Annotated in this window: 14 protein-coding genes; 4 read left to right on the plus strand and 10 right to left on the minus strand. The window is 48.1% G+C overall.

The genetic code is table 11. The features are described 5' to 3' along the window. Window positions 1–132: 132 nt before the first annotated feature. On the minus strand, window positions 133–1,824 hold the full coding sequence (locus ST42_RS02970; protein ID WP_044072204.1) for a glycoside hydrolase family 10 protein: 1,692 nt from the start codon (window positions 1,822–1,824) through the stop codon (window positions 133–135). A 76-nt stretch (window positions 1,825–1,900) separates the two neighbouring features. Next, complete coding sequence (locus tag ST42_RS02975) at window positions 1,901–6,967, minus strand: RecQ family ATP-dependent DNA helicase (protein ID WP_044072205.1); 5,067 nt, start codon at window positions 6,965–6,967, stop codon at window positions 1,901–1,903. A 251-nt stretch (window positions 6,968–7,218) separates the two neighbouring features. On the opposite strand from ST42_RS02975, the gene ST42_RS02980 reads away from it, so the two are divergent. The 4 genes from ST42_RS02980 (at window position 7,219) to rsgA (ending at window position 10,213) form a co-directional block, all read left to right on the plus strand. After that, window positions 7,219–7,584: an MmcQ/YjbR family DNA-binding protein gene (locus ST42_RS02980; protein WP_022317082.1), complete on the plus strand. Its 366-nt coding sequence runs from the start codon at window positions 7,219–7,221 to the stop codon at window positions 7,582–7,584. A gap of 35 nt (window positions 7,585–7,619) precedes the next feature. Further along, on the plus strand, window positions 7,620–8,288 hold the full coding sequence (gene tsaA, locus ST42_RS02985; protein WP_022317081.1) for a tRNA (N6-threonylcarbamoyladenosine(37)-N6)-methyltransferase TrmO: 669 nt from the start codon (window positions 7,620–7,622) through the stop codon (window positions 8,286–8,288). A 407-nt stretch (window positions 8,289–8,695) separates the two neighbouring features. After that, on the plus strand, window positions 8,696–9,256 hold the full coding sequence (frr, locus tag ST42_RS02990; RefSeq protein ID WP_022317080.1) for a ribosome recycling factor: 561 nt from the start codon (window positions 8,696–8,698) through the stop codon (window positions 9,254–9,256). 15 nt (window positions 9,257–9,271) lie between these two features. Continuing rightward, a complete protein-coding gene (rsgA, locus tag ST42_RS02995; RefSeq protein WP_022317079.1) occupies window positions 9,272–10,213 on the plus strand; it encodes a ribosome small subunit-dependent GTPase A in 942 nt (313 codons plus the stop codon). A 138-nt stretch (window positions 10,214–10,351) separates the two neighbouring features. Here rsgA and ST42_RS03000 read toward each other — a convergent pair whose 3' ends face one another. The 8 genes from ST42_RS03000 to ST42_RS03035 form a co-directional block, all read right to left on the minus strand. Further along, on the minus strand, window positions 10,352–11,845 hold the full coding sequence (locus tag ST42_RS03000; RefSeq protein WP_044072207.1) for a xylulokinase: 1,494 nt from the start codon (window positions 11,843–11,845) through the stop codon (window positions 10,352–10,354). A gap of 54 nt (window positions 11,846–11,899) precedes the next feature. After that, a complete protein-coding gene (locus ST42_RS03005) occupies window positions 11,900–12,247 on the minus strand; it encodes a hypothetical protein (protein WP_022317077.1) in 348 nt (115 codons plus the stop codon). Window positions 12,248–12,347: 100 nt separating this feature from the next. Next, window positions 12,348–12,641 carry a winged helix-turn-helix domain-containing protein gene (locus tag ST42_RS03010; protein ID WP_022317076.1) on the minus strand — a complete coding sequence of 98 codons (294 nt, stop codon included), beginning with the start codon at window positions 12,639–12,641 and terminating at the stop codon, window positions 12,348–12,350. A 136-nt stretch (window positions 12,642–12,777) separates the two neighbouring features. Further along, the gene (aspS, locus tag ST42_RS03015) at window positions 12,778–14,550 is read right to left on the minus strand and encodes an aspartate--tRNA ligase (protein WP_022317075.1); all 1,773 of its coding nucleotides are present in this window, start codon (window positions 14,548–14,550) and stop codon (window positions 12,778–12,780) included. A 78-nt stretch (window positions 14,551–14,628) separates the two neighbouring features. Further along, window positions 14,629–17,172: an ATP-dependent Clp protease ATP-binding subunit gene (locus tag ST42_RS03020; protein WP_042518604.1), complete on the minus strand. Its 2,544-nt coding sequence runs from the start codon at window positions 17,170–17,172 to the stop codon at window positions 14,629–14,631. A gap of 95 nt (window positions 17,173–17,267) precedes the next feature. Next, complete coding sequence (locus ST42_RS03025; RefSeq protein WP_044072209.1) at window positions 17,268–17,885, minus strand: epoxyqueuosine reductase QueH; 618 nt, start codon at window positions 17,883–17,885, stop codon at window positions 17,268–17,270. Window positions 17,886–17,925: 40 nt separating this feature from the next. After that, window positions 17,926–19,170 (minus strand): phospholipase D-like domain-containing protein, encoded by a 1,245-nt coding sequence (locus ST42_RS03030; RefSeq protein ID WP_231556892.1) that lies wholly within the window; start codon window positions 19,168–19,170, stop codon window positions 17,926–17,928. 111 nt (window positions 19,171–19,281) lie between these two features. Beyond that, window positions 19,282–19,716, minus strand: coding sequence for a hypothetical protein (locus tag ST42_RS03035; protein WP_156139279.1), 435 nt, complete (start codon window positions 19,714–19,716; stop codon window positions 19,282–19,284). Between the last annotated feature and the right edge of the window lie 28 nt (window positions 19,717–19,744).

Here is a 19,744-nt window from a genome sequence, read left to right on the forward strand (position 1 = left end):
AAAATAAAAGTATTGACTTCTAACCCCAATCGGGCATTAGGCCGTTTTATGTAATATCTTAAACTGCTGTAATATCCATATTTCTGTTTTCAGAATTCAGCCAACGCTAACCTTCAATTATTGAATCTGCCACTATTCTAAAGTCAGTCTCTTTATGAAAGCCCAGCAGATTCTGTGCGTCTTGCCCTTCTTTGATAGAGAGCGTACGATGTACATGCCGTCAGGAATGTCTTTGACGGAAATCTCCTTGTTGTACGCTTTTGTAGTTAAAACCACCCCAGTGGCGGTTTCGAAAATCACGTACTGAGCATCGAGAGTAGACGGTTTTGAAGGCAATGCCAGTCGATTGCCGTCGTTTCTTATCAGCATGGCGTGCTGCAATCCCTCTTCGGCAGACAGGTCACAGTCGGATTGCAGAGCAGCGCTCTCCTTTCCGTATCTGTCCATTGCCGTCACGGCATAATGTCTGAACACGTTAGATTCCGGTACAGTCACTCCCATATTCTTCACTCGCATTGCAATGATATTCCTTGAGTCAGTGATGTCGACCGGCGCTACGTCGCTGCCATATACATTATAATATATGTTGTCTCCGTCGGCAGGTTGTCTGTTCCATGAAATGTGGTCGACACCGTTTCCTTTGCTGATTCTCAGATCTGTAGGAGCCTCCGGTGCCTTATGTTCATACCATGTCATTTCAGGCACGAGGGCAGGGTAGGAATACATCTCGTTGGCAGTGAAGTCGAAAATCCCTTTAGTGTTGTCGGTGAAGAATTTGTTGCGGAACATTGCTGTTCCGATTCCCATCTGCCGGCAGACATTCATCTCCCTCGTTATGTCATCGATGGGCCAGTTGGCTTCGCGTGGCGACATGAAGTAGATTCCCAGTCCGGCGCTTACCGTCTTTCCGTGGCTTCGCTCCTTCCAGTCGGCAGCAAAGGGGAAGAAGTTGTCTCCTCTGAAATACATCATGGGGTATATCTGGTCCATCCATCCCTCTTTCATCCATTTTTCCACATCCTGACAACCTTTCTCCTCAGCGTTCCATCCCCGGCTCCTGTATCTGTTCAGGTCGTTTCGTTTGCCGATAGGCGAACAGCTCATCTTCAGCCATGGCTTCTCTGCTTTCACGGCATCGTGGATGCTTTTCACTATGTTTGAGATGTTAGCCCGAGCCTGCTGACGGGAGATGTTCAGCTTCAGGTTCTCCGGATATCTTATGTAGTCGAGGTGTATTCCGTCGATGTCGTAGTTTTTCGCTATCTCCCTGCATATGTTTGCGATATATGTCGCCGTGGCAGCCTTCTCTGGCCGCATGAACATCTCGTCGCCCACCTTCATCAGTAGTTCCGGGTGCTTCTTTTTCAGAGCTTTATATCCTGTTCCCGTTGGTCTGCCCACGGGTATGGTTACCACCCAAGCGTGAATCTCCATCCCCCTTTTATGGCATTCTTCTATGGCGAAAGCAAGAGGGTCGTAGCCAGGCGACATTCCTGGGTTCCCCGATACGCATCCGTCCCACGGCTCGTAGGCAGACGGATAAATCACGGTGCCTCTGATTCTTGTCTGCAGCAGAATAGTGTTTATGTTCGCCTTTTTCAGTTGGTCGAGCAATGCGGTGAGTTCCTGTTTTTGTTTCACTATCGTCCGTGGAGTATGAGCGTAAGTCTTGGGCCAGTCCAGTCCGCCGATTGTCGTCATCCATACCGCCCTTACCTCTCTTTTGGGTGGTATGCTGCTATAGCTGTCTGTATGAAAAATCTGCGCCATAGCCATAGTGCAGATGAATAATGTCAGTGGTATCGTAGTTAAAAGTCTTCTCATCGTTTTTTTTCTAATAATGATATTTTCTGCAAAGATAGTGCAAACCGAGAGAAGAACGAAATGAATTTCAGCATTTTCATTCCACTTTCCTTTGTTGCGAATTACGTTTCAATTTCAAGTCTATAAGTAGTATTGCCGACTCTTTTTCATCGTTTGCAGCCTCTTTGGGGCGCCATGCCACAACGAAGCGCACGGTGGCCCGTGTCACCAGATAACCTTTCATCTGCCATTGCAGCATTTTTTTCTGCATGTTCATTGAGAGTAAGCCGATGTCAGTTCCAGTAGAGGGCAGACTGAGATGATAATCGTGGTATGCGAGGGTGTCCCCACTTCTCAGTGACAATATAGTTTTCTTATGTTCTTTGAAAGCTCCCAAGTTTACGTCCTTGTGTGACAACTGCAATTCTATCTCGTCAGGCATGGGATAATGTATTGGGTCTGATATCCGTTTGTCGGCACGTATGTCATCGAAAATCTTTCCATTGGTGTGAATCGTCAGTGATAGTTTGGTTCTGCTCATTCCTACATATAGTCTGCGCATGATATCATCGGTATAATGTTCCGGTTCGACAACAAGCATTATGACGTTGTCAAACTCTCGTCCTTTAGCCTTGTGGATGGTGCTCACCACAATGTCGGCATCGGAGACATCACAGAAGTCTTCAACGGATGACTCAAATAGGAAATCTCTCAGATCGGTGTAGTATTTCGCTTTGTTCATCAGTTCAAACATCATGATGCATCTTTTCAGATAAGGCAGACTGTTGCTCGTGCTGTATTTTTGTAAGGTCTTCGATTTCGCTTCCTCCCAGATATCCTCTGTAATGATAGGAGCCCGTGTGGTTTTCTGCATCCGGTCGATACATTTCACAAAATATCTCACCTCGGCGATGTTCCAAAAACGCAATCCGTCCATCGATTGAATCAGTTTGGCATTCAGACCATTTTCGTGGAGCAGTGCTACGGTTATCACGGCCTCTTCGTTCGTTTGCGTCAGTATGCAGGTCTTTCCCTGTCTGTTGTTCTGCAGAATGTCGTTTACGATAGGCAGAAACATATATACAGCTTTCTTTTCGCCGCTTTCCTTGTCTTGGAAGAAAGGCGGATGTTTAATGATGCTCACCATTCCCTTCTCCTTTTTCATTGAGATGATGGGGGCAGTCTTTAGTCTGTAGCTGATGTTTGGTGCGAAGTCGTTCACGGCATCCACTACATGTTCTGAACTGCGGTAGTTTTCTGTCATCTCTATGAATCTGCTGCCTTGCATCCTTCCAAGTTCTTCCATATAATGCGAATTAGAACCGCGGAATTCGTATATGTTTTGGTCATCGTCGCCAACGGCGATGACTCTCATCTCCTCGTTGGCCCTCATCAATGCATCTACCAGGGCGAAGTCGTCGTCACTCATGTCCTGTGCTTCGTCGATTACGAGCACAGTCTTGCGTATCCTGTTAGGCTCAACTTCGCCAGACCTTATCATATCGGCAGCTTTCTTCACCACATCGGCAGCGTCATTAAGGTTCCCGATTCTGCCGAGCAGGTCGAAGCTGTACGAATGGAAAGTCTTTATTTCAACGAAGTGTGCAGCGTTGCCTATCAGCTGCATCAGTCTCTGTTTGAATTCCGTAGCTGCAGCTCTTGAGAAAGTGAGCATGAGCAATTGTTCGTGTTTTACATCTTCGAGTAGCAACAGGGATGCCAGCTTATGAACGAGCACGCGTGTCTTCCCGCTTCCAGGTCCTGCCGCCACCACTATGCACTTGGATTCTCTGTCTTTGATAATCTCTTTCTGCTTCAGCGACAGATTGCCGAACAGTTGTCTGTATTTCATTGGCGTGAGGTTGTGCTCCAGTTCCTCCTTCCGTTTGCCGTTGAAGTATTTCTCCACAAACAAGCGGTAGTCCATCTGGAAATAGTCCTGTACGTATTTCAGTGCGGCATCATAGTTTCTCACCATCAGGTTGGCATATTCGCCCACGATATGTATCTGTTGCATTTTTTGTTTGTAGAATTCATTGAGCGCCTGGTAGTCTTCTTTTTTGTAGCGCATGCGCATCTCCTTGAGTCTGTGGATGTCCATGGCATTGTAGAGGACAAGAAATCCTCCCTCAAGTTTCAAAGCCCCTGTCTTTGAAAGATACAGCAATGCTTCCTCAACGTCTTCCAGTTGGACTTTCCCGTTTCCTGTAAACAGATCAGAGACTGTGCTTCTGTTGTATTCGTCCAGCATTTCAATAACGGAGAACTGTACGCTCCCTTTTCCTGCTTTCTTTTCAGAAACGGTGTTTCCACCCTCTGTCGGTTTGGATTCCTTTTCCCTTTCGTTTTTCTCGGCAATGGCATAGAGGCGATCAATGATAAAGTGGCAGATTTTTATTCTTCTTTCAAATCTTTTTATCATGAAATCCAAGTCATGCAGACGTGTAATGATGATGTTCTTTTCTTTGTCTTGTTTCTTGAGGGTATAGCCCTTAACCACGAGGAAGTAAAGCAGTGTGCGTAAGACTTTCTCTGATGACGAGTCAATCCCTTCGTTTATGGCTTCTTCGTTTAGCTGCTTGTATGAACAGTGGAGCGGCTCTTCAGTTATGTGGCTGATGATGAATCTCTCGAGTCTGGCAAAATTGTCGAGTAAGTTTCTCGACTTCTTCTGTGTGTCGCCTATGTCATTCATATATGCAGACATGTCTCGCGTGTCGGCGAGTATTCCCTCCTGTCTCATCCTTATCACGGCAGATATTATCTCTTTCTTGCTCAGACCTAATATGTCTGCCAAATAGTCAATTCTCGATTCAGCTTCACTGTCTTGTGCTTTGGCGATGTTTTTCTGCGAGATTAGAGATTTTATGATTCTTGCCACATTATCCTTTTCCTTTTCAGTGAAGAGTGACGATTCCGTTATTCTTTTTCTTGCCTCGTCCATGTTTTTCACCGTAATACCAGTGGCATACACATGAGGAATGTTGTTGCCACGCTCTATATAGCCGCTTTGTTCCAGTGTGTTAAGGGCAGTGCGTACACGTGTCTCAATGTCGTTTATAGAGTCGTCCCATCCGGCTTGGCGTGCGATTTCTAGAGCTGAGCAGGATATATGTTGACGTTGTTTGGTGAAATCTTTCACGGCCTGCCATACTTGCTGTATTTCACTGATGCTCAGCTTTGTCTGGTTTAAAAGTATGAAATGCTTATCCAGGTCGTTGTCGCTATACAACACGAAGCAGCGGGCGTTAAGGTTCGGGTCTCTGCCGGCCCGTCCTGCCTCCTGCACATAGTTTTCCAATGAGTCAGAGATGTCATAGTGTACCACCAGCCCCACGTCGCTTTTGTCCACTCCCATGCCAAATGCCGATGTAGCGACAATCGTTCTCACTCTGTCGTTCATAAAGGCCTCTTGGTTTTGTATCTTTTCCTCCGAGTCCATCTTTCCGTTGTATGGCAGTGCCGGGATACCATCGCGTGTCAGCTTTTCAGCAAGTTGTCTGGTGCGTTTTGTCCGGGAGACATAAATTATCGTGGGACATTCAGACTCTCTCACAAGAGTTCTAAGTCTGTTGTATTTGTCATTTTCGGTGTCCACGTGGATTACTGAATAGCGAAGATTGGTTCTTGTTGCTGAGGTGGCAAACAGTTGTAGCTCAACACCGAGCCAGTGTTTGAAATAGTCGCATATATCCTGCACCACTTTCTGCTTTGCCGTTGCAGTGAAGCATGATATCGGGATTTGTAATTTGCCACCCTTGCGCTTTTGGTATTCTTTTATGAACTTGCCGATATATTGATAGTCCACTCTGAAATCCTGTCCCCATGCCGAGAAGCAGTGTGCTTCGTCGATCACAAATCTTGTGACGTGTCTCTCGCCGAGTATTCTTTCTATAGTCTTAGACCGCAGCATCTCCGGTGCGATATATAGCAGAGAGGCGTCTCCGTTTGTCACCCTCTCTATTGCCAGCGACCTGTTTATTGGGTCGAGCAGACCGTTTATTGTCACGGCGTCGGTTATTCCCCTGTTTGCGAGGTTGTCCACCTGGTCCTTCATAAGCGACTGTAGCGGGGATATTACCACGGTGAGTCCGTGGACAGCCTTTCCCGCCATCAGCGCCGGCAATTGGAAAGTAAGGGATTTTCCGCCTCCTGTAGGAAATATCGCCAGCAGTGACTTGCCGTCAACGGCTGCTCTGGTGGCATTTTCCTGTAGCGGTTCGTTATTGTAGCTTCTGAATTTGTCGTATCCGAAGTTTTCTTTCAGTGCAGCGCCCACGTCGAGAGACTCGTTGCAGTATCTGCACCCCTTCTCGCAGCGGCAATGTCGTAGTTTCCGTATCACGTATTCCACTTCTGGAAAATTGTGTAACACCCAGCCTGGTGTGATGGAGCGCCTGTCAGTAGTGTCTATCAGCGATAGGGCATAAGCCATTGCGCATGGTTGGGATATGGCCAAATTCCTTATCTCAGCATTGCTGCAAATCTTTCCGTCGTATTCTTCTCTTATAATGTCTGCCAGCTCTTCAGTGTCCGTATATAGCCCTTGTGCTCCCATCATCGTGAGAAATCCGACGAATTCTTTCCTGTCTCTCAGCAGCGAGGCGAAAATCTTCTGTCGTTTGGGTGAGAGCGAGTTCCAGCGGGCTTCCTCGTCATACAAAAGTTCGCGGGCTTTCATGCAGTCGTTTACAGGGTTGTTTAGTTCGTCGCAAAGCAACTTGTCGTCTTTCACGAGTCTGTGGTATGGTCGTTCGGGAAAGAGCAGAGGTGAGAAATATAGCGTGTCTACTAGTAGCCATCGTCTGCTGCCATCTGTAACGGTCGCAGCTAGACTACCGTTTGCGGATGAATATCCAAACAGGTATTTCGCATCGTGGTTTACGATGTTGTGGCCACAAACGAAATGTATGTCTTCTCGTTTGAGAAAATCCACCAGTTCTTTAGAGGACGCTTCGTGGAATATCGCTCCATTGTGGCTTATTGCCCCTATGTCGTGTATCTTATGGTCCTTCAGTCCTATTTCCGTATCTATGAATGCATACTTGGTCTTGTCCCATTGCCATGAGTCCCGTCTTCTCTTGTCGGTTGCTTTGTCGTTGGCATGATTATCCTCATTACCAGCAGCTCTTGATATCTTGAAAAAACGGTTGAATATGGACATGTCAGTACGAATTAAAATGTAACAAATGCAAATGTACTAAAAAATAGTGATGCTATATCTTTAAAATATGTTTTAGTTGGTGGCGTTTATTAATTTTTTGTATATCTTTGTTTTATATATGTGTATTGAATCGACTTTTCATTGTCGTGAATTCTGAATGGCTTATGGTTTTTTGCAACCTGTATTTCACATTGCTATATAGGATTTCTGTTGCCTGCCCATATGTCGGATGATAATATAACGGAGAAAAAATGAATATTGAAAGCATAAGAACCTACTGTCTGTCGCTCCCGCTGGTGACAGAAGACATGCCGTTCGACGATACAACCGTCGTGTTCAGAGTGTTGGGAAAAATATTCCTGTTGCTCGACCTCGACCGTCCGGAATGGGTGTCGATGAAATGTGATGCAGACTTTGCCATAGAGCTGCGAGATGCCCACACAGAGATAGAAGGCGCCTTCCACATGAACAAGAAATACTGGAACCAGCTGAATCTTTACGGCTTTCTTGATGATGCACTGATAGAGCGGCTTATCCGTCATAGTTACAGTGAGGTGGTGAAGAAAATGACGCGTAAACAGAAGGCGGAAAATCCGGAAATAACGACAGTGGAATAATGTTCATATTATAATAGCAACATAATCATAACACGATGATATTAAAAGAAATAGCATATTTTCATTCACCGTTTACTTCCAAGTTCGGGGTACCGAAACAGAGCGGACTTGTTGACGAGTTGGAGGGCACGATAGAATTTGCGTCGGAGTTCAGAAACAAAGACATGCTGAGGGGGATAGAAGACTTCGATTATTTGTGGATAATATGGCAGTTTTCTGCCAATCCACATGCTGCCACGAGTCCTCTGGTGAGACCACCGCTGCTGGGCGGAAACGAGAAGGTGGGAGTCTTCGCCAGCCGTTCTCCCTTCCGTCCTAATGCCATGGGATTGTCGTCGGTGCGCCTTTCCCGTGTGGACTATACTGCAGAGGGCGGTCCGCTGCTCTATGTCAGAGGTGCCGACCTGATGGACGGTACACCGATTTTCGACATCAAACCCTACGTCAGCCTTTCTGACTGTCATCCCGAAGCCCGTTGTGGCTTTGTTGACAGCCATGCCATCCGCAGGCTCAGCGTCACCGTGCCTTCTCATGTCAGGAGGCTGTTCACTGAAGAACAGTTGCTGGCGCTTGTGAAAGTGCTCGAACTCGACCCGCGTCCGCATTACCACAACGATCCGTCGAAGACATATGGAATGCCTTATGCAGGGCGGGATGTGAAATTCCGTGTAGAAGGCGATAGGCTCCTTGTTGTGGATGCTTGAACCCAAAACGGTCATTAGGCCGTTCAATGTAATATTTTAGAACTGCTTGCAGTCTTTTGTTTTTTATAAGGCGTCTTTTGTTTGTTTTTAATTCGCAATAGCTCGCTATTACTCATTAAAAGCCAAACAAAATCCATCATTCTAAAAAATCAAGATCCAAGCAAGCCCTAATGGCCGATTTGGGTTGAAAATGTAAATAATATAATCATTGGCTTACTTGTCAACTAGTAGAATGTCAACGGCATGCGAAACATGAGTTGTCTGCTGTAGTGAAAGTCATATGGATGGTGGCCGCTGTCGGGAAAGTGTCAATGCAGACGCTATTTTCTGTTCGTGGCGTTGCATACTTCATATATTATGATTATTTTTGCAGAAACATTTTTCAGAAAAACAAAAAACAGAAAAATATGATTGACGTAAAACAGACGCTGCAGGACAGCGAAGAGAAAATGGAGATGGCAGCCCTCTATCTGGAGGAAGAGTTGAACCGCATCCGTGCCGGACGTGCCAACGTTGCCATTCTCGACTGCGTGAGAGTGGAGTCATACGGCTCAAAAGTGCCTCTTAACCAGGTGGCAAGCGTTTCTGTGCCAGACGCAAGAACGATAGCCATCAAACCTTGGGACAAGAAACAGATCAGAGACATCGAGAAGGCAATCATGGATTCAGAGGTGGGCATCACGCCAGAGAACAACGGTGAAATTATCCGCCTTGCCATTCCACAGCCTACAGAAGAGCGCCGCAAGGAACTTGCCAAACAGTGTAACAAGATCGGTGAGAAAGTGAAGGTACAGGTGCGCAATGTTCGCAGTGACATCAAGGACAAACTGAAGAAAGCCATAAAGGACGGACTTTCTGAGGACAATGAGAAGGACGCTGAGGCTGAATTGCAGAAAATCCACGACAAGTATATCAAGAAGGTGGATGACCTGCTTGCTGCCAAGAACAAGGAGATCATGACCGTATAACGAAACAGAGTATAGATGAGCGACACCGAAGGATTGGTTATCAAGAACACTGGCAGTTGGTACACTGTATTGACTGACGGCGGAAATACCATTGACTGCAAGATAAAGGGCAATTTCAGGCTGAAAGGCATCAGGAGTACCAATCCTGTTGCCGTTGGCGACCGTGTGGAGATCGTGCGCAACCATGAAGGCACAGCCTTCATAACAAACATCTGCGACAGACGCAACTATATCATCCGCAAATCGTCGAATCTCTCTAAACAGAGCCATATCATAGCAGCCAACGTGGATCAGGCTTTCCTCATCGTGACGGTGAAATATCCTGAGACTTCAACCACCTTCATCGACCGTTTCCTTGCCTCTGCCGAGGCTTATTCCGTGCCGGTGACACTTGTGTTCAACAAGGTGGACCTGTTGCAAGACGACGAGCGCCGCTATCTCGACATGATGGTTACGCTGTATGAAACGGTGGGTTATGACTGTTTGAAAGTGTCGGCAGAAACGAAAGAGGGCATGGACCGCCTGTTGCCGCTGCTGAAAGACAAGATAACGCTCTTCAGCGGTAACAGTGGAGTGGGGAAGAGCACCATGCTCAACTTCATTGTGCCTGGTGCGGAACTGAGGACGGCGGAGATTTCCGACGCCCACAACACGGGAATGCACACTACTACGTTCAGCGAGATGCTTCCGCTGACGGATGGCGGCTGGGTGATTGACACACCGGGCATCAAGGGATTTGGCACTTTCAATATGGAGCCTGAGGAGATTTGTGGATATTTCAAGGAGATATTCAAGTTTTCAAAGGGCTGCCGCTTCAACAACTGCACTCATACCCACGAGCCGGGCTGTGCAGTTCGCAAGGCTGTAGAAGAGCATTATATCGCCGAGAGCCGCTATGTTTCTTATCTAAGTATGCTTGAAGACAAGGAGGAGGGAAAATACCGTGCAGCATACTGATGTGTTAGCAGTCTTGATGGGCATAGAATAATTTCGGAATGTCGTTTTCTGAAATCCGAACAGAGTGTGTCAGATGGGAAGGGAAGTTCCTCTTGACACACTCTGTTTGTATATTAAACTCGTTGGTTTGTCTGCTAGTTAAAGCATCTTTTCCAATTTCTCTTTCCATTCAGCATAGGCTTCGAGATATTCCGAGCGGTGGTTTTCGTCGGGATTTATCACAGCAAGTTTTTCCAGCGAAGTAAAAGCCTCATTGTTGTCCTTATAGTATCCGCAACCCATACCTGCGCCCTTTGCTGCTCCCACGCTGCCGTCGGTCTCGTATAGCTCTATCTGTGCTCCGCTCACTCCGGCCAGCGTATTGCGAAAGACGTGGCTGAGGAACATGTTTGCCCTGCCGGCATGAATTTTCCTGATGTCCATGCCCATCTTTTCCATTATTTCCATTCCATAGCAGAAACTGAAAACTATGCCCTCCTGTGCCGCTCGGATGATGTGGGCTTTGGTGTGCTTGTTGAAGTTCAGACCATTGACGGAACATCCTGTCTCTCTGTTTTCGAGCACTCTTTCCGCTCCGTTGCCAAAGGGGATTACCGATACGCCTTCAGACCCTATTGCTACGTTGGCAGCCATATCGTTCATCTCAGTGTATGAAATTCCTTCCGGTGCGATGTTGCGCCTTATCCAAGCGTTGAGAATTCCAGTTCCGTTGATACAGAGCAACACGCCGAGACGGTCCGTCTCTGCTGTGTAGTTCACGTGTGCGAAGGTGTTTACCCGGCTTTTCTTGTCGTATGCCACTTTTCCCAACACGCCATATACCACTCCTGATGTGCCTGCCGTTGAGGCTATTTCTCCAGGATTGAACACGTTGAGGCTCAGTGCGTTGTTTGGCTGGTCACCAGCTCTGTAGCTTATTGGCGTGCCTTCTTGCAGTCCTGTTTCGGCTGCTGCTTCTGCCGACACTTCGCATTGTACGCTGAATGTAGGCACTATGTCAGCCACCAGTTTGCGGTCTATTCCGTAGTAGTCGAGCACGAAGTCTGCGGTCTTCCTTTCTTTGAAGTCCCATAGTATTCCTTCGCTCAGTCCGCTTGTCGTGGTGTTTATCGTTCCGCTCAGTTTCATGGCTATGAAGTCGCCAGGCAGCATGAATTTGTATATTTTGGAGAATAGTTCCGGTTCGTTCTCCTTCACCCATGCCAGTTTTGCTGCGGTGAAATTGCCTGGAGAGTTGAGCAGATGCCCCAGACATCTGTCGGCTCCGAGGTCGTTGAAAGCCCTCTCGCCGTATGGCACAGCCCTTGAGTCACACCATATTATGGCCGGTCGAAGCGCCTTCATGTCTTTGTCTACACACACCAGTCCGTGCATCTGATACGAGATGCCGATAGCCTTTATGTCTTCGGCGCTGGCATTTGCCATCTCCTTTACTTTCTTGATGCATAGTTTGCAGTTTTCCCACCACATGTCGGTGTCTTGTTCTGCCCATCCGCTCTTCACTGCGATGATTGGTGCTTCATGTTCCGGATAAAAAGTCGTGGCGGCGCATTTTCCTGTTTCAGCGTCTACTAGCGATGCTTTTACTGATGAGCTGCCAAGATCTATGCCTAGGAAATATTGTCTTCTCATAGTTGTATTATAGTTTTTTTATAGTTTGATTTGTTTGAAATTTAGGTTTCTGACTCAAAATAGTGATAGTGAGAGGTCTTCGCATACATGGTCGTCTTTCCCGTTCTCTGCCTCTTGTTCTTCGTTGTATCCTTCTTTGAATTGCAGCAGCAGCTGGGTGTCGTGGCTTGATTTTTCGGTGAGTTTGTAGTAGCCCCATCGTTCAGCCTTTTCTATGAACGGTTTTGCGGATTTGTTGTTTTTGGCTATGCAGTATTGCACAGCCTTATAAACCTCGTCGTATGGAGTAGTTTCAAATAGTCCGTTGTGTTTGTTGAAGATATGGCGTGCGATTTTCTTTGCAGACAATCCTTCTTTGCCTGCTTCGAATAGAAGTTCTTTTATTTCCTGTTCGTAGCTCATATCATCGTAAAAAAAGGACTGGAGATATGTTACAATATCGCCAGCCCTTCTGTTCGTCTTATTTTTGCCCTTGACGGTTTTCTCCTTTCGGAGCAGTTTCTTATGCCAAGAGAAATTTGTTGTCCTCTCCTTTGATCTTGCCTTCTTTGAGCAGCCATCCCATTCCGAGCAGAGTTTCTTCTGTCGTGATATTTGCTGCCTTTGCGATTTCTTCCACACTCAGTGCGTTCTCAGCGTCTTTCAGCGTCTGATAAACGTCACCAGCCTTGAAACCTACGCTCATTGCATCGATCATGAATGTTGAAGCAACCTTCTTGGTGGCTGTTCTTCTTGTTGTTTTCTTAGCTGTTGGCTTTGCAGCAACCTTCTTCTCTGTAACTTTTCTTTCTGTCATAATGATAAAATTTAAATCCGTGACAAGTCTTTGTGACTCATTACTTTATAAATAGCTGATGCAAATATAATGTTTTTTTATTACATTATTTTGCTTTTGTTTCATTATTTGGTGATAAAGTTACATTATGTAGGCTCTATTCGGCGTTTTCTTGATTTACATCAACAGAAATCTGCAATTCCTTCAACTGTTTGTCATCCAGCTCCGACGGTGCTTCGAGCATTACGTCTCGTCCGCTGTTGTTCTTCGGGAATGCTATGCAGTCGCGTATAGAGTCGAGTCCAGCCATGATTGACACGAATCGGTCGAGTCCGAAAGCGAGTCCTGCGTGAGGTGGTGCTCCGTATTTGAATGCGTTGATGAGGAATCCGAACTGTGCCATTGCCCTTTCGGGTGTGAAGCCCAAGATTTTGAACATTTTCTCCTGTAGCTGTCCGTCGTGGATACGGAGGCTTCCTCCTCCCACTTCGATTCCGTTGCACACGAAGTCGTATGCTTTTGCCCTCACTCTCTCCGGATGCTCGTCGAGCAGTGGTATGTCGTCAGGGTTTGGCATTGTGAACGGATGGTGCGTAGCCATGAGTCTCTGCTCCTCGTCGCTCCATTCGAAGAGTGGGAAGTCGACAATCCAGAGGCATTCGAACTTGTTTTTGTCTTTCAGTCCGAGTCTGTCTGCCATTTCGAGTCGTAGGCTGCACAGCTGTGTTCTCGTCTTGTTTGCCTTGTCACCGCTGAGGATGAGTATGAGGTCGCCTGGCTTTGCTTCTGCTTTCTCCACCACTTTGGCGAACACTTCTGGTGTATAGAACTTGTCGATGCTGCTCTTTGTCGTTCCGTCTTCGTTCACCTTTATCCATACCAGTCCCTTTGCTCCCACTTGTGGTTTCTTCACGAAGTCGGCGAGCTGGTCGAGCTGTTTGCGTGTGTAGCTTGCACATCCTGGCGCGCATATTCCTCCGATGTATTCAGCGTCGTTGAACACGGCGAACTCTCCTGTGCCTTTCAGCTCGTCCATCAGTTCCACGAATTCCATTCCGAATCTGAGGTCAGGCTTGTCGCTTCCGAAGCGTCTCATTGCTTCGTGCCATGTCATCTGCTGCAGCTTTGCCGGCAGTTCCACTCCGCGCACTTCTTTAAAGATGTGGCGTGCCATATCCTCGAAGAGGTCGATTACATCGTCTTGGTCTACGAACGACATCTCGCAGTCTATCTGTGTGAATTCGGGCTGTCTGTCGGCTCTGAGGTCTTCGTCGCGGAAGCATTTCGCTATCTGGAAGTATCTGTCGAATCCGCTCACCATGAGCAGCTGCTTCAGTGTCTGCGGGCTCTGTGGCAGGGCGTAGAACTGTCCTGGGTTCATTCTCGAGGGCACGACGAAGTCGCGTGCTCCCTCAGGTGTGCTTCCGATGAGTATAGGGGTCTCCACTTCGATGAAGTCCTTGCTGTCGAGGAAGTTTCTTATGAGTATGGTCATGCGGTGGCGCAGTTCGAGGTTGTGGCGCACGCATGGTCTTCTGAGGTCGAGATAGCGGTATTTCATTCTGATGTCGTCTCCACCGTCGGTATTGTCCTCGATTGTGAACGGCGGTGTTGCGCTCTGGCTTAGGATGTTGAGCTTGTCGGCTATGATTTCGATGTCGCCTGTAGGTATCTTGTTGTTTTTGCTCTGTCTCTCGTTCACTGTTCCTTCCACCTGGATGCAGTACTCGCGTCCGAGTTTGTTGGCGAGGGCGCAAAGCTCGGCGTCAGCTTCTTCGTTGAAGACCAGCTGTGTGATGCCGTATCTGTCGCGCAGGTCTACGAATGTCATTCCTCCCATCTTGCGGCTTCGCTGCACCCATCCGGCGAGCGTCACCTTTTTTCCTGCATCGGAGAGTCTCAGCTCTCCGCACGTGTTTGTTCTGTACATAAGAATGTGTGTGATATAAAGTATGTTTTGTTTTCTTTTCTTGCGTTTTGCAAAGATAGCAATCTTTTTTGGAATCTCCTAATTCTTTTCGGAATTTATCTGGAACGTGAGTTCTTCTTTGTCAGGGTCCTTTCCGATGTCGATTGTTGTGCCTGGTTTCAGCTCGTCGTTGAGTATCATCTGGCATATCCCGTCTTCGATGTATGTCTGTATTGCTCTCTTGAGCGGTCTTGCTCCGAACTGCACGTCGTAGCCTTTTTCTGCCACGAGTTCTTTCGCCTTGTCGGTGATGGATATTTCGTAGCCCATAGCTGTGAGTCTACGGGTGAGCGACCTGAGCTCTATGTCGATGATTTTCTTTATCGCTTCCAGATCGAGCTGGTCGAAGGTTATTATCTCGTCGAGCCTGTTGAGGAATTCGGGACTGAACTGCTTGCTGAGGCTCTTCTGTATGATGCTGCGTGCGTATTCTTTGTCTTTCTCCTGCATGTCGGCAGATAGTCGTCCTGCATTGAATCCCACTCCGTGTCCGAACTCTTTGAGCTGTCGTGTTCCGGCATTGCTGGTCATTATTATAATGGTGTTTCTGAAGTCAACGAGCCTTCCGTTGCCGTCGGTAAGCCTTCCTTCATCCAGCACCTGCAGCAGCATGTTGAACACGTTGCCGTGTGCTTTCTCGATTTCGTCGAGCAGCACGATGGAGTAGGGGCGTCGGCGCACTCTCTCCGTGAGTTGTCCTCCTTCGTCGTAGCCCACGTATCCTGGAGGTGCTCCCACGAGGCGTGATGTGTTGAAGCTCTCGCTGTATTCGCTCATGTCGATGCGTATCAGCGCGTCGGCAGAGCCGAAGATGTTTTCTGCAAGTTTCTTTGCCAGATATGTCTTTCCCACTCCGGTTGGTCCGAGGAACATGAAAGCTCCGATGGGGTGGTTGGGGTCTCTCAGTCCAATCCTGTTGCGCTGGATGGCTTTCACCACCTTTTCTATCGCCCTGTCTTGTGCCACCACGTCGCCTTTGAGCGTTTCGCCCATATTGCGCAGGCGTGCGCTCTCAGTCTCGGTGATTCTCTCGGCTGGTATTCCTGCCATCACCGACACCACTCTCGCCACGTCGTCTTCTGTCACGTCGACTACGTTGTTGAAGTTTCCTTCTTTGTATTTCTGTTCCAGTTCCTTCATTTTCTGCTGCAGCTCCGTCTGCTTGTCGCGGAAGCTTGCCGCCAGTTCGAAGTTCTGGTTTCTCACTGCGTTTTGTTTCTTTCTCGCCACCTCGGCTATTTCCTTTTCCGTTTCTGTGATTTCCGGCGGCACTTGTGCGTTCTGCAGGTGTGCCTTGGCTCCTGCCTCGTCGAGAGCGTCGATTGCCTTGTCGGGGAACTGTCTTTCGGTGACGTATCTGTCAGTGTATGCCACGCATGCCTTTATTGCCTCGTCGGAGTATCTCACGGCGTGGTAGTGTTCGTATCTTTCCTTTATGTTTGTGAGGATGTCGATGGTTTCCTCAGGTGTGGTCTGTTCCACTATCACCTTCTGGAATCTCCTCTCCAGTGCACCGTCTTTTTCTATCGACTTGCGGTATTCGTCGAGTGTGGTAGCTCCGATGCACTGTATGGTGCCTCTTGCCAATGCCGGTTTGAGCATGTTTGCTGCGTCCATGGTGCCTGGTGCCGATCCTGCCCCCACGAGTGTGTGGATTTCGTCGATGAACACAATTATGTTGGGGTGGTTTTCTATTTCCTTTACCAGTGCCTTCACTCTTTCTTCAAACTGTCCGCGGTATTTTGTTCCTGCCACGAGTGCTCCCAGGTCGAGTGTCATTACTCTTTTGTTGAACAGCACCGGCGAAGTGTGTTTCTTGGCGATGAGCGTGGCGAGTCCTTCCACTATGGCGCTTTTTCCCACTCCTGGTTCGCCGATGAGTATCGGGTTGTTTTTCTTTCTGCGGCAAAGTATTTCGCACACTCTGTTTATCTCGTTCTCTCTGCCCACAATGGGGTCGAGTTTTCCTTCTTCGGCAGCCAGTGTGAGGTCGGTGCCGAAGTTGTCGAGTATTGGCGTGTCACCGCCGGTCTTGGTGTCGGTGGCTGTTGAGCCTCCGCCCTGTTTCCGGTTCTGGCTTCCGGTTCTGCCGATGAAGTCTTCTTCTTCTTCCTCCTGCATTCCGATGCCGTTTTTCGTTATGTTGTCAGCCTGTTTCTTTGAGTATTCCATAACTTGGTCGTAGGTGATTTTTCTTTCTTCCAGTATGTTTTTTGCCCCGTTGTTTCTGGGGTCGTGCAGTATGGCGAGCAGCAGGTGCATCTCGCTCACGGTTTCCGTTGCCATGAGTCGTGCCTGCAGTATCGCAAGCTTCAGTATGTTGCTTGCCTGCTCGCTCAGCTCTATGCTGTCGCTGGTGGAATGGTCGTTGTTTCCTGCCGCCACGTTCTGCTCCAGCTGCTGCTTCATGTCTTTCAGGTCCACGTTCATGCTTTGCATCATGCTGCATGCTGCTCCGCTTTTGTGGCGCAGTATGGCGAGCAGCAGATGTTCGGGCATGACATTTGGACTTGCCAGCCGTGCGGCTTCTTCTTTGCTGAATGTGAGCACTTCGAGTACTTCGTCTGAAAACTTGTTTGTCATGTTTTGTTCATTTGGTTTGCGGTCAGGCATGGATATTCCTTTGTCTGTCCGTTTACTGTTTGGTAGGTACAAAAAATATGCCAATATGGTGTGTGTCAGTTTCCCGATGGCTGTTGTGTGGCTTGTTCTTTGTCCTTGTCGTGTGTCATGCTGAATTCGCATCCGCAGTATTGCTGGTTGTAGAAGCCATACTGTTTTATTATCTCCAGCCTCCTTTCGCTCAGTCCTCCTTTGCGCCAGTTCTGTTCCCACCATGCCACGTCGTCGTATGGTTCCACAGCCCATTGTCCGGCGGCGTTTATCTGTTCCAGGCTTTTCCATCTCGACGAGGCGAGTGTGGTGGTCACCACAGAGATGCCGTTTTCGTGGGCGTAGCGGGCGGTGCGTCTGAGTCTCATCTCGAAGCAGCGTCTGCAGCGTCTGCCTCTCTCAGGTTCGTTTTCCAGTCCTTTCACGTGTGCCAGCCATTCGTCGTGGCAGTAGTCGTCGTCGATGATTGTAAGTCCGAGCGAGTCGGCGTATCTGGTGCATTCGTTTTTTCTGATGAGATATTCTTCAAGCGGGTAGATGTTCGGGTTTGAATAGTATATCACTGGTGTAACGCCATTCTTCATCAGACATTCTATGATGGCGCTTGAGCATGGTGCGCAGCAGGTGTGGAGCAATACTGTGGTCGCTCCTCCCGGCACGTTTATTTCGAATTTCTTTTTCATTTGTGGATTTGACGGGGTATTTCCTTGATGATGGTGTTTGCTATAGGAAAGGAGTGAGCAGATGTGCCACCCATCCTACGAATTTCTTCCAGGGCGTTCTCCATCTGTTCCAGCTTTCGGGCGTGAGCTTGAACGATGAGAGCTTGTCTGCCTCGAACATGTCGTTGAGCTGGCGTGTGGTGTGCGGGTCGATTATCACGGCGTTTTCCTCGTAGTCGAAGTTGAGGCTCCGGGCGTTGAGGTTGGCGCTGCCCACGGTGCAGAATTTCCCGTCCACCATTATTATCTTGGTGTGGTGGAATCCGTCTTCGTATATCCACACGTCCACTCCGTGTTTCATCAGTTTGTGCACGTTGTAGAACACGCAGTCTGGTGTGAGCGGTATGTCGCTGTGCGACGAAACCATTATCTCCACCTTCACTCCTCTTTTCACCGCCCGTCTGAGGGCCTTTTTCAGTGTGCGGTTCAGCGTGAGATACGGGTTCACGAGCTTTATGCTGTCTTGCGCATCATTTATGGCGTCGGTGTAGAACTGTCGTATTATCTTGTTCGTCGTCCTTGGTTCGCGGTTTATTATCCCCACCATCTTGTGGCCTCGCGTCGGTGTGTCGTCGGGCTTCAGTCCGCTGATGTAGTCGGCGTTTCTGGTGCCGCGGTAGTATTTCGCCCCGGCTATCTGTTCTCCCGTCACTTTTTTCCACATCCTCACGAATATCTTCTGCAGCGTGTTCACTTCTTCGCCCTCTATACGGCAGTGCATGTCTCGCCATTTCCCCACCACGTCGGTGCCCTTGATGTAGTAGTCTGCCACGTTCATTCCTCCGGTGTATGCCACTTTTCCGTCGATTATCACGATCTTGCGGTGGTCTCTGTGGAACACGTGGTTTACCCACGGAAAGCGGAGCGGGTCGAATTCGTGGATGTCGACTCCCCTCTGGCGCAGTTTCTCGAGATGTCTTTTCTTCAGCGGCTGGTTGTTGGAGTCGTTTCCGAATCCGTCGAACAGCGCCCTTACTTCCACTCCCTGGCTGGCTTTCTCTGCGAGGATGTCGAAGAGCAGCGAGGCTATGGAGTCGTTGCGGAAGTTGAAGTATTCCAGGTGTACGCTGCTTCTTGCCTGGCGGATGGCTTTGAACATGTCGTCGAATTTCTCCTGTCCGCTCATAAGCAGCGTCACGGAGTTGTCGTTGGAAAATTCCACTCCATGTTCCCTCATCTGCCTTGCGATAAGCGAGTCGGCGGTCACGGTCTGCGCTGCCGCCGTCATTGTGGCGCAGACCATCATGAGCAGGGCAAGTAACAGGGCAGGGCGCCCTGTGGCGTGTGTCCTTGTTTTATTTGTCCGTGCGTTGCGTATGTTGTCGTTGATAAAAATTAACATATATTGTCTATAACATCATTTGTCTTGATTCATGTCTCGCGTGCCTTGTCGGTCTGCCAGAAGGCAAGTATGCTGAGATGTTGCCGTTTCCGGTGTATTGCCGCAGGTGGGCGAAAACAGGTGCAAAGTTATGGAAAAAGTCGGTTTTGACAAAATATTTGTATGCAATGAAGAGAAATGGCAAAAAAATGCGGTGTATTTGTCATCAGTACCAAGTTGTTTTTTCACCGTCACTTTACGTTGTTCCTCGATTATAACCCTGTGGGTCTTCATGCCTATGTGGGTGTTTTGCTGACCGTAAACCATTGGTTTCTGTCTCTTCAGTACGCGTTTGCCCGCGTCCGTCGGTTTCCTGCATTGCTGCTCAACATTTTTCCCATTTTCCCATTTTCCCATTTTCCCATTTTTCCAACGGGAAATGGTGTTTTTATATAAGTTATTATATATCAATATATTATCTTTTGTATTACCTCAAGTC

This window comes from Prevotella pectinovora (assembly GCF_000834015.1).
Classification (GTDB): Bacteria; Bacteroidota; Bacteroidia; order Bacteroidales; family Bacteroidaceae; genus Prevotella; species Prevotella pectinovora.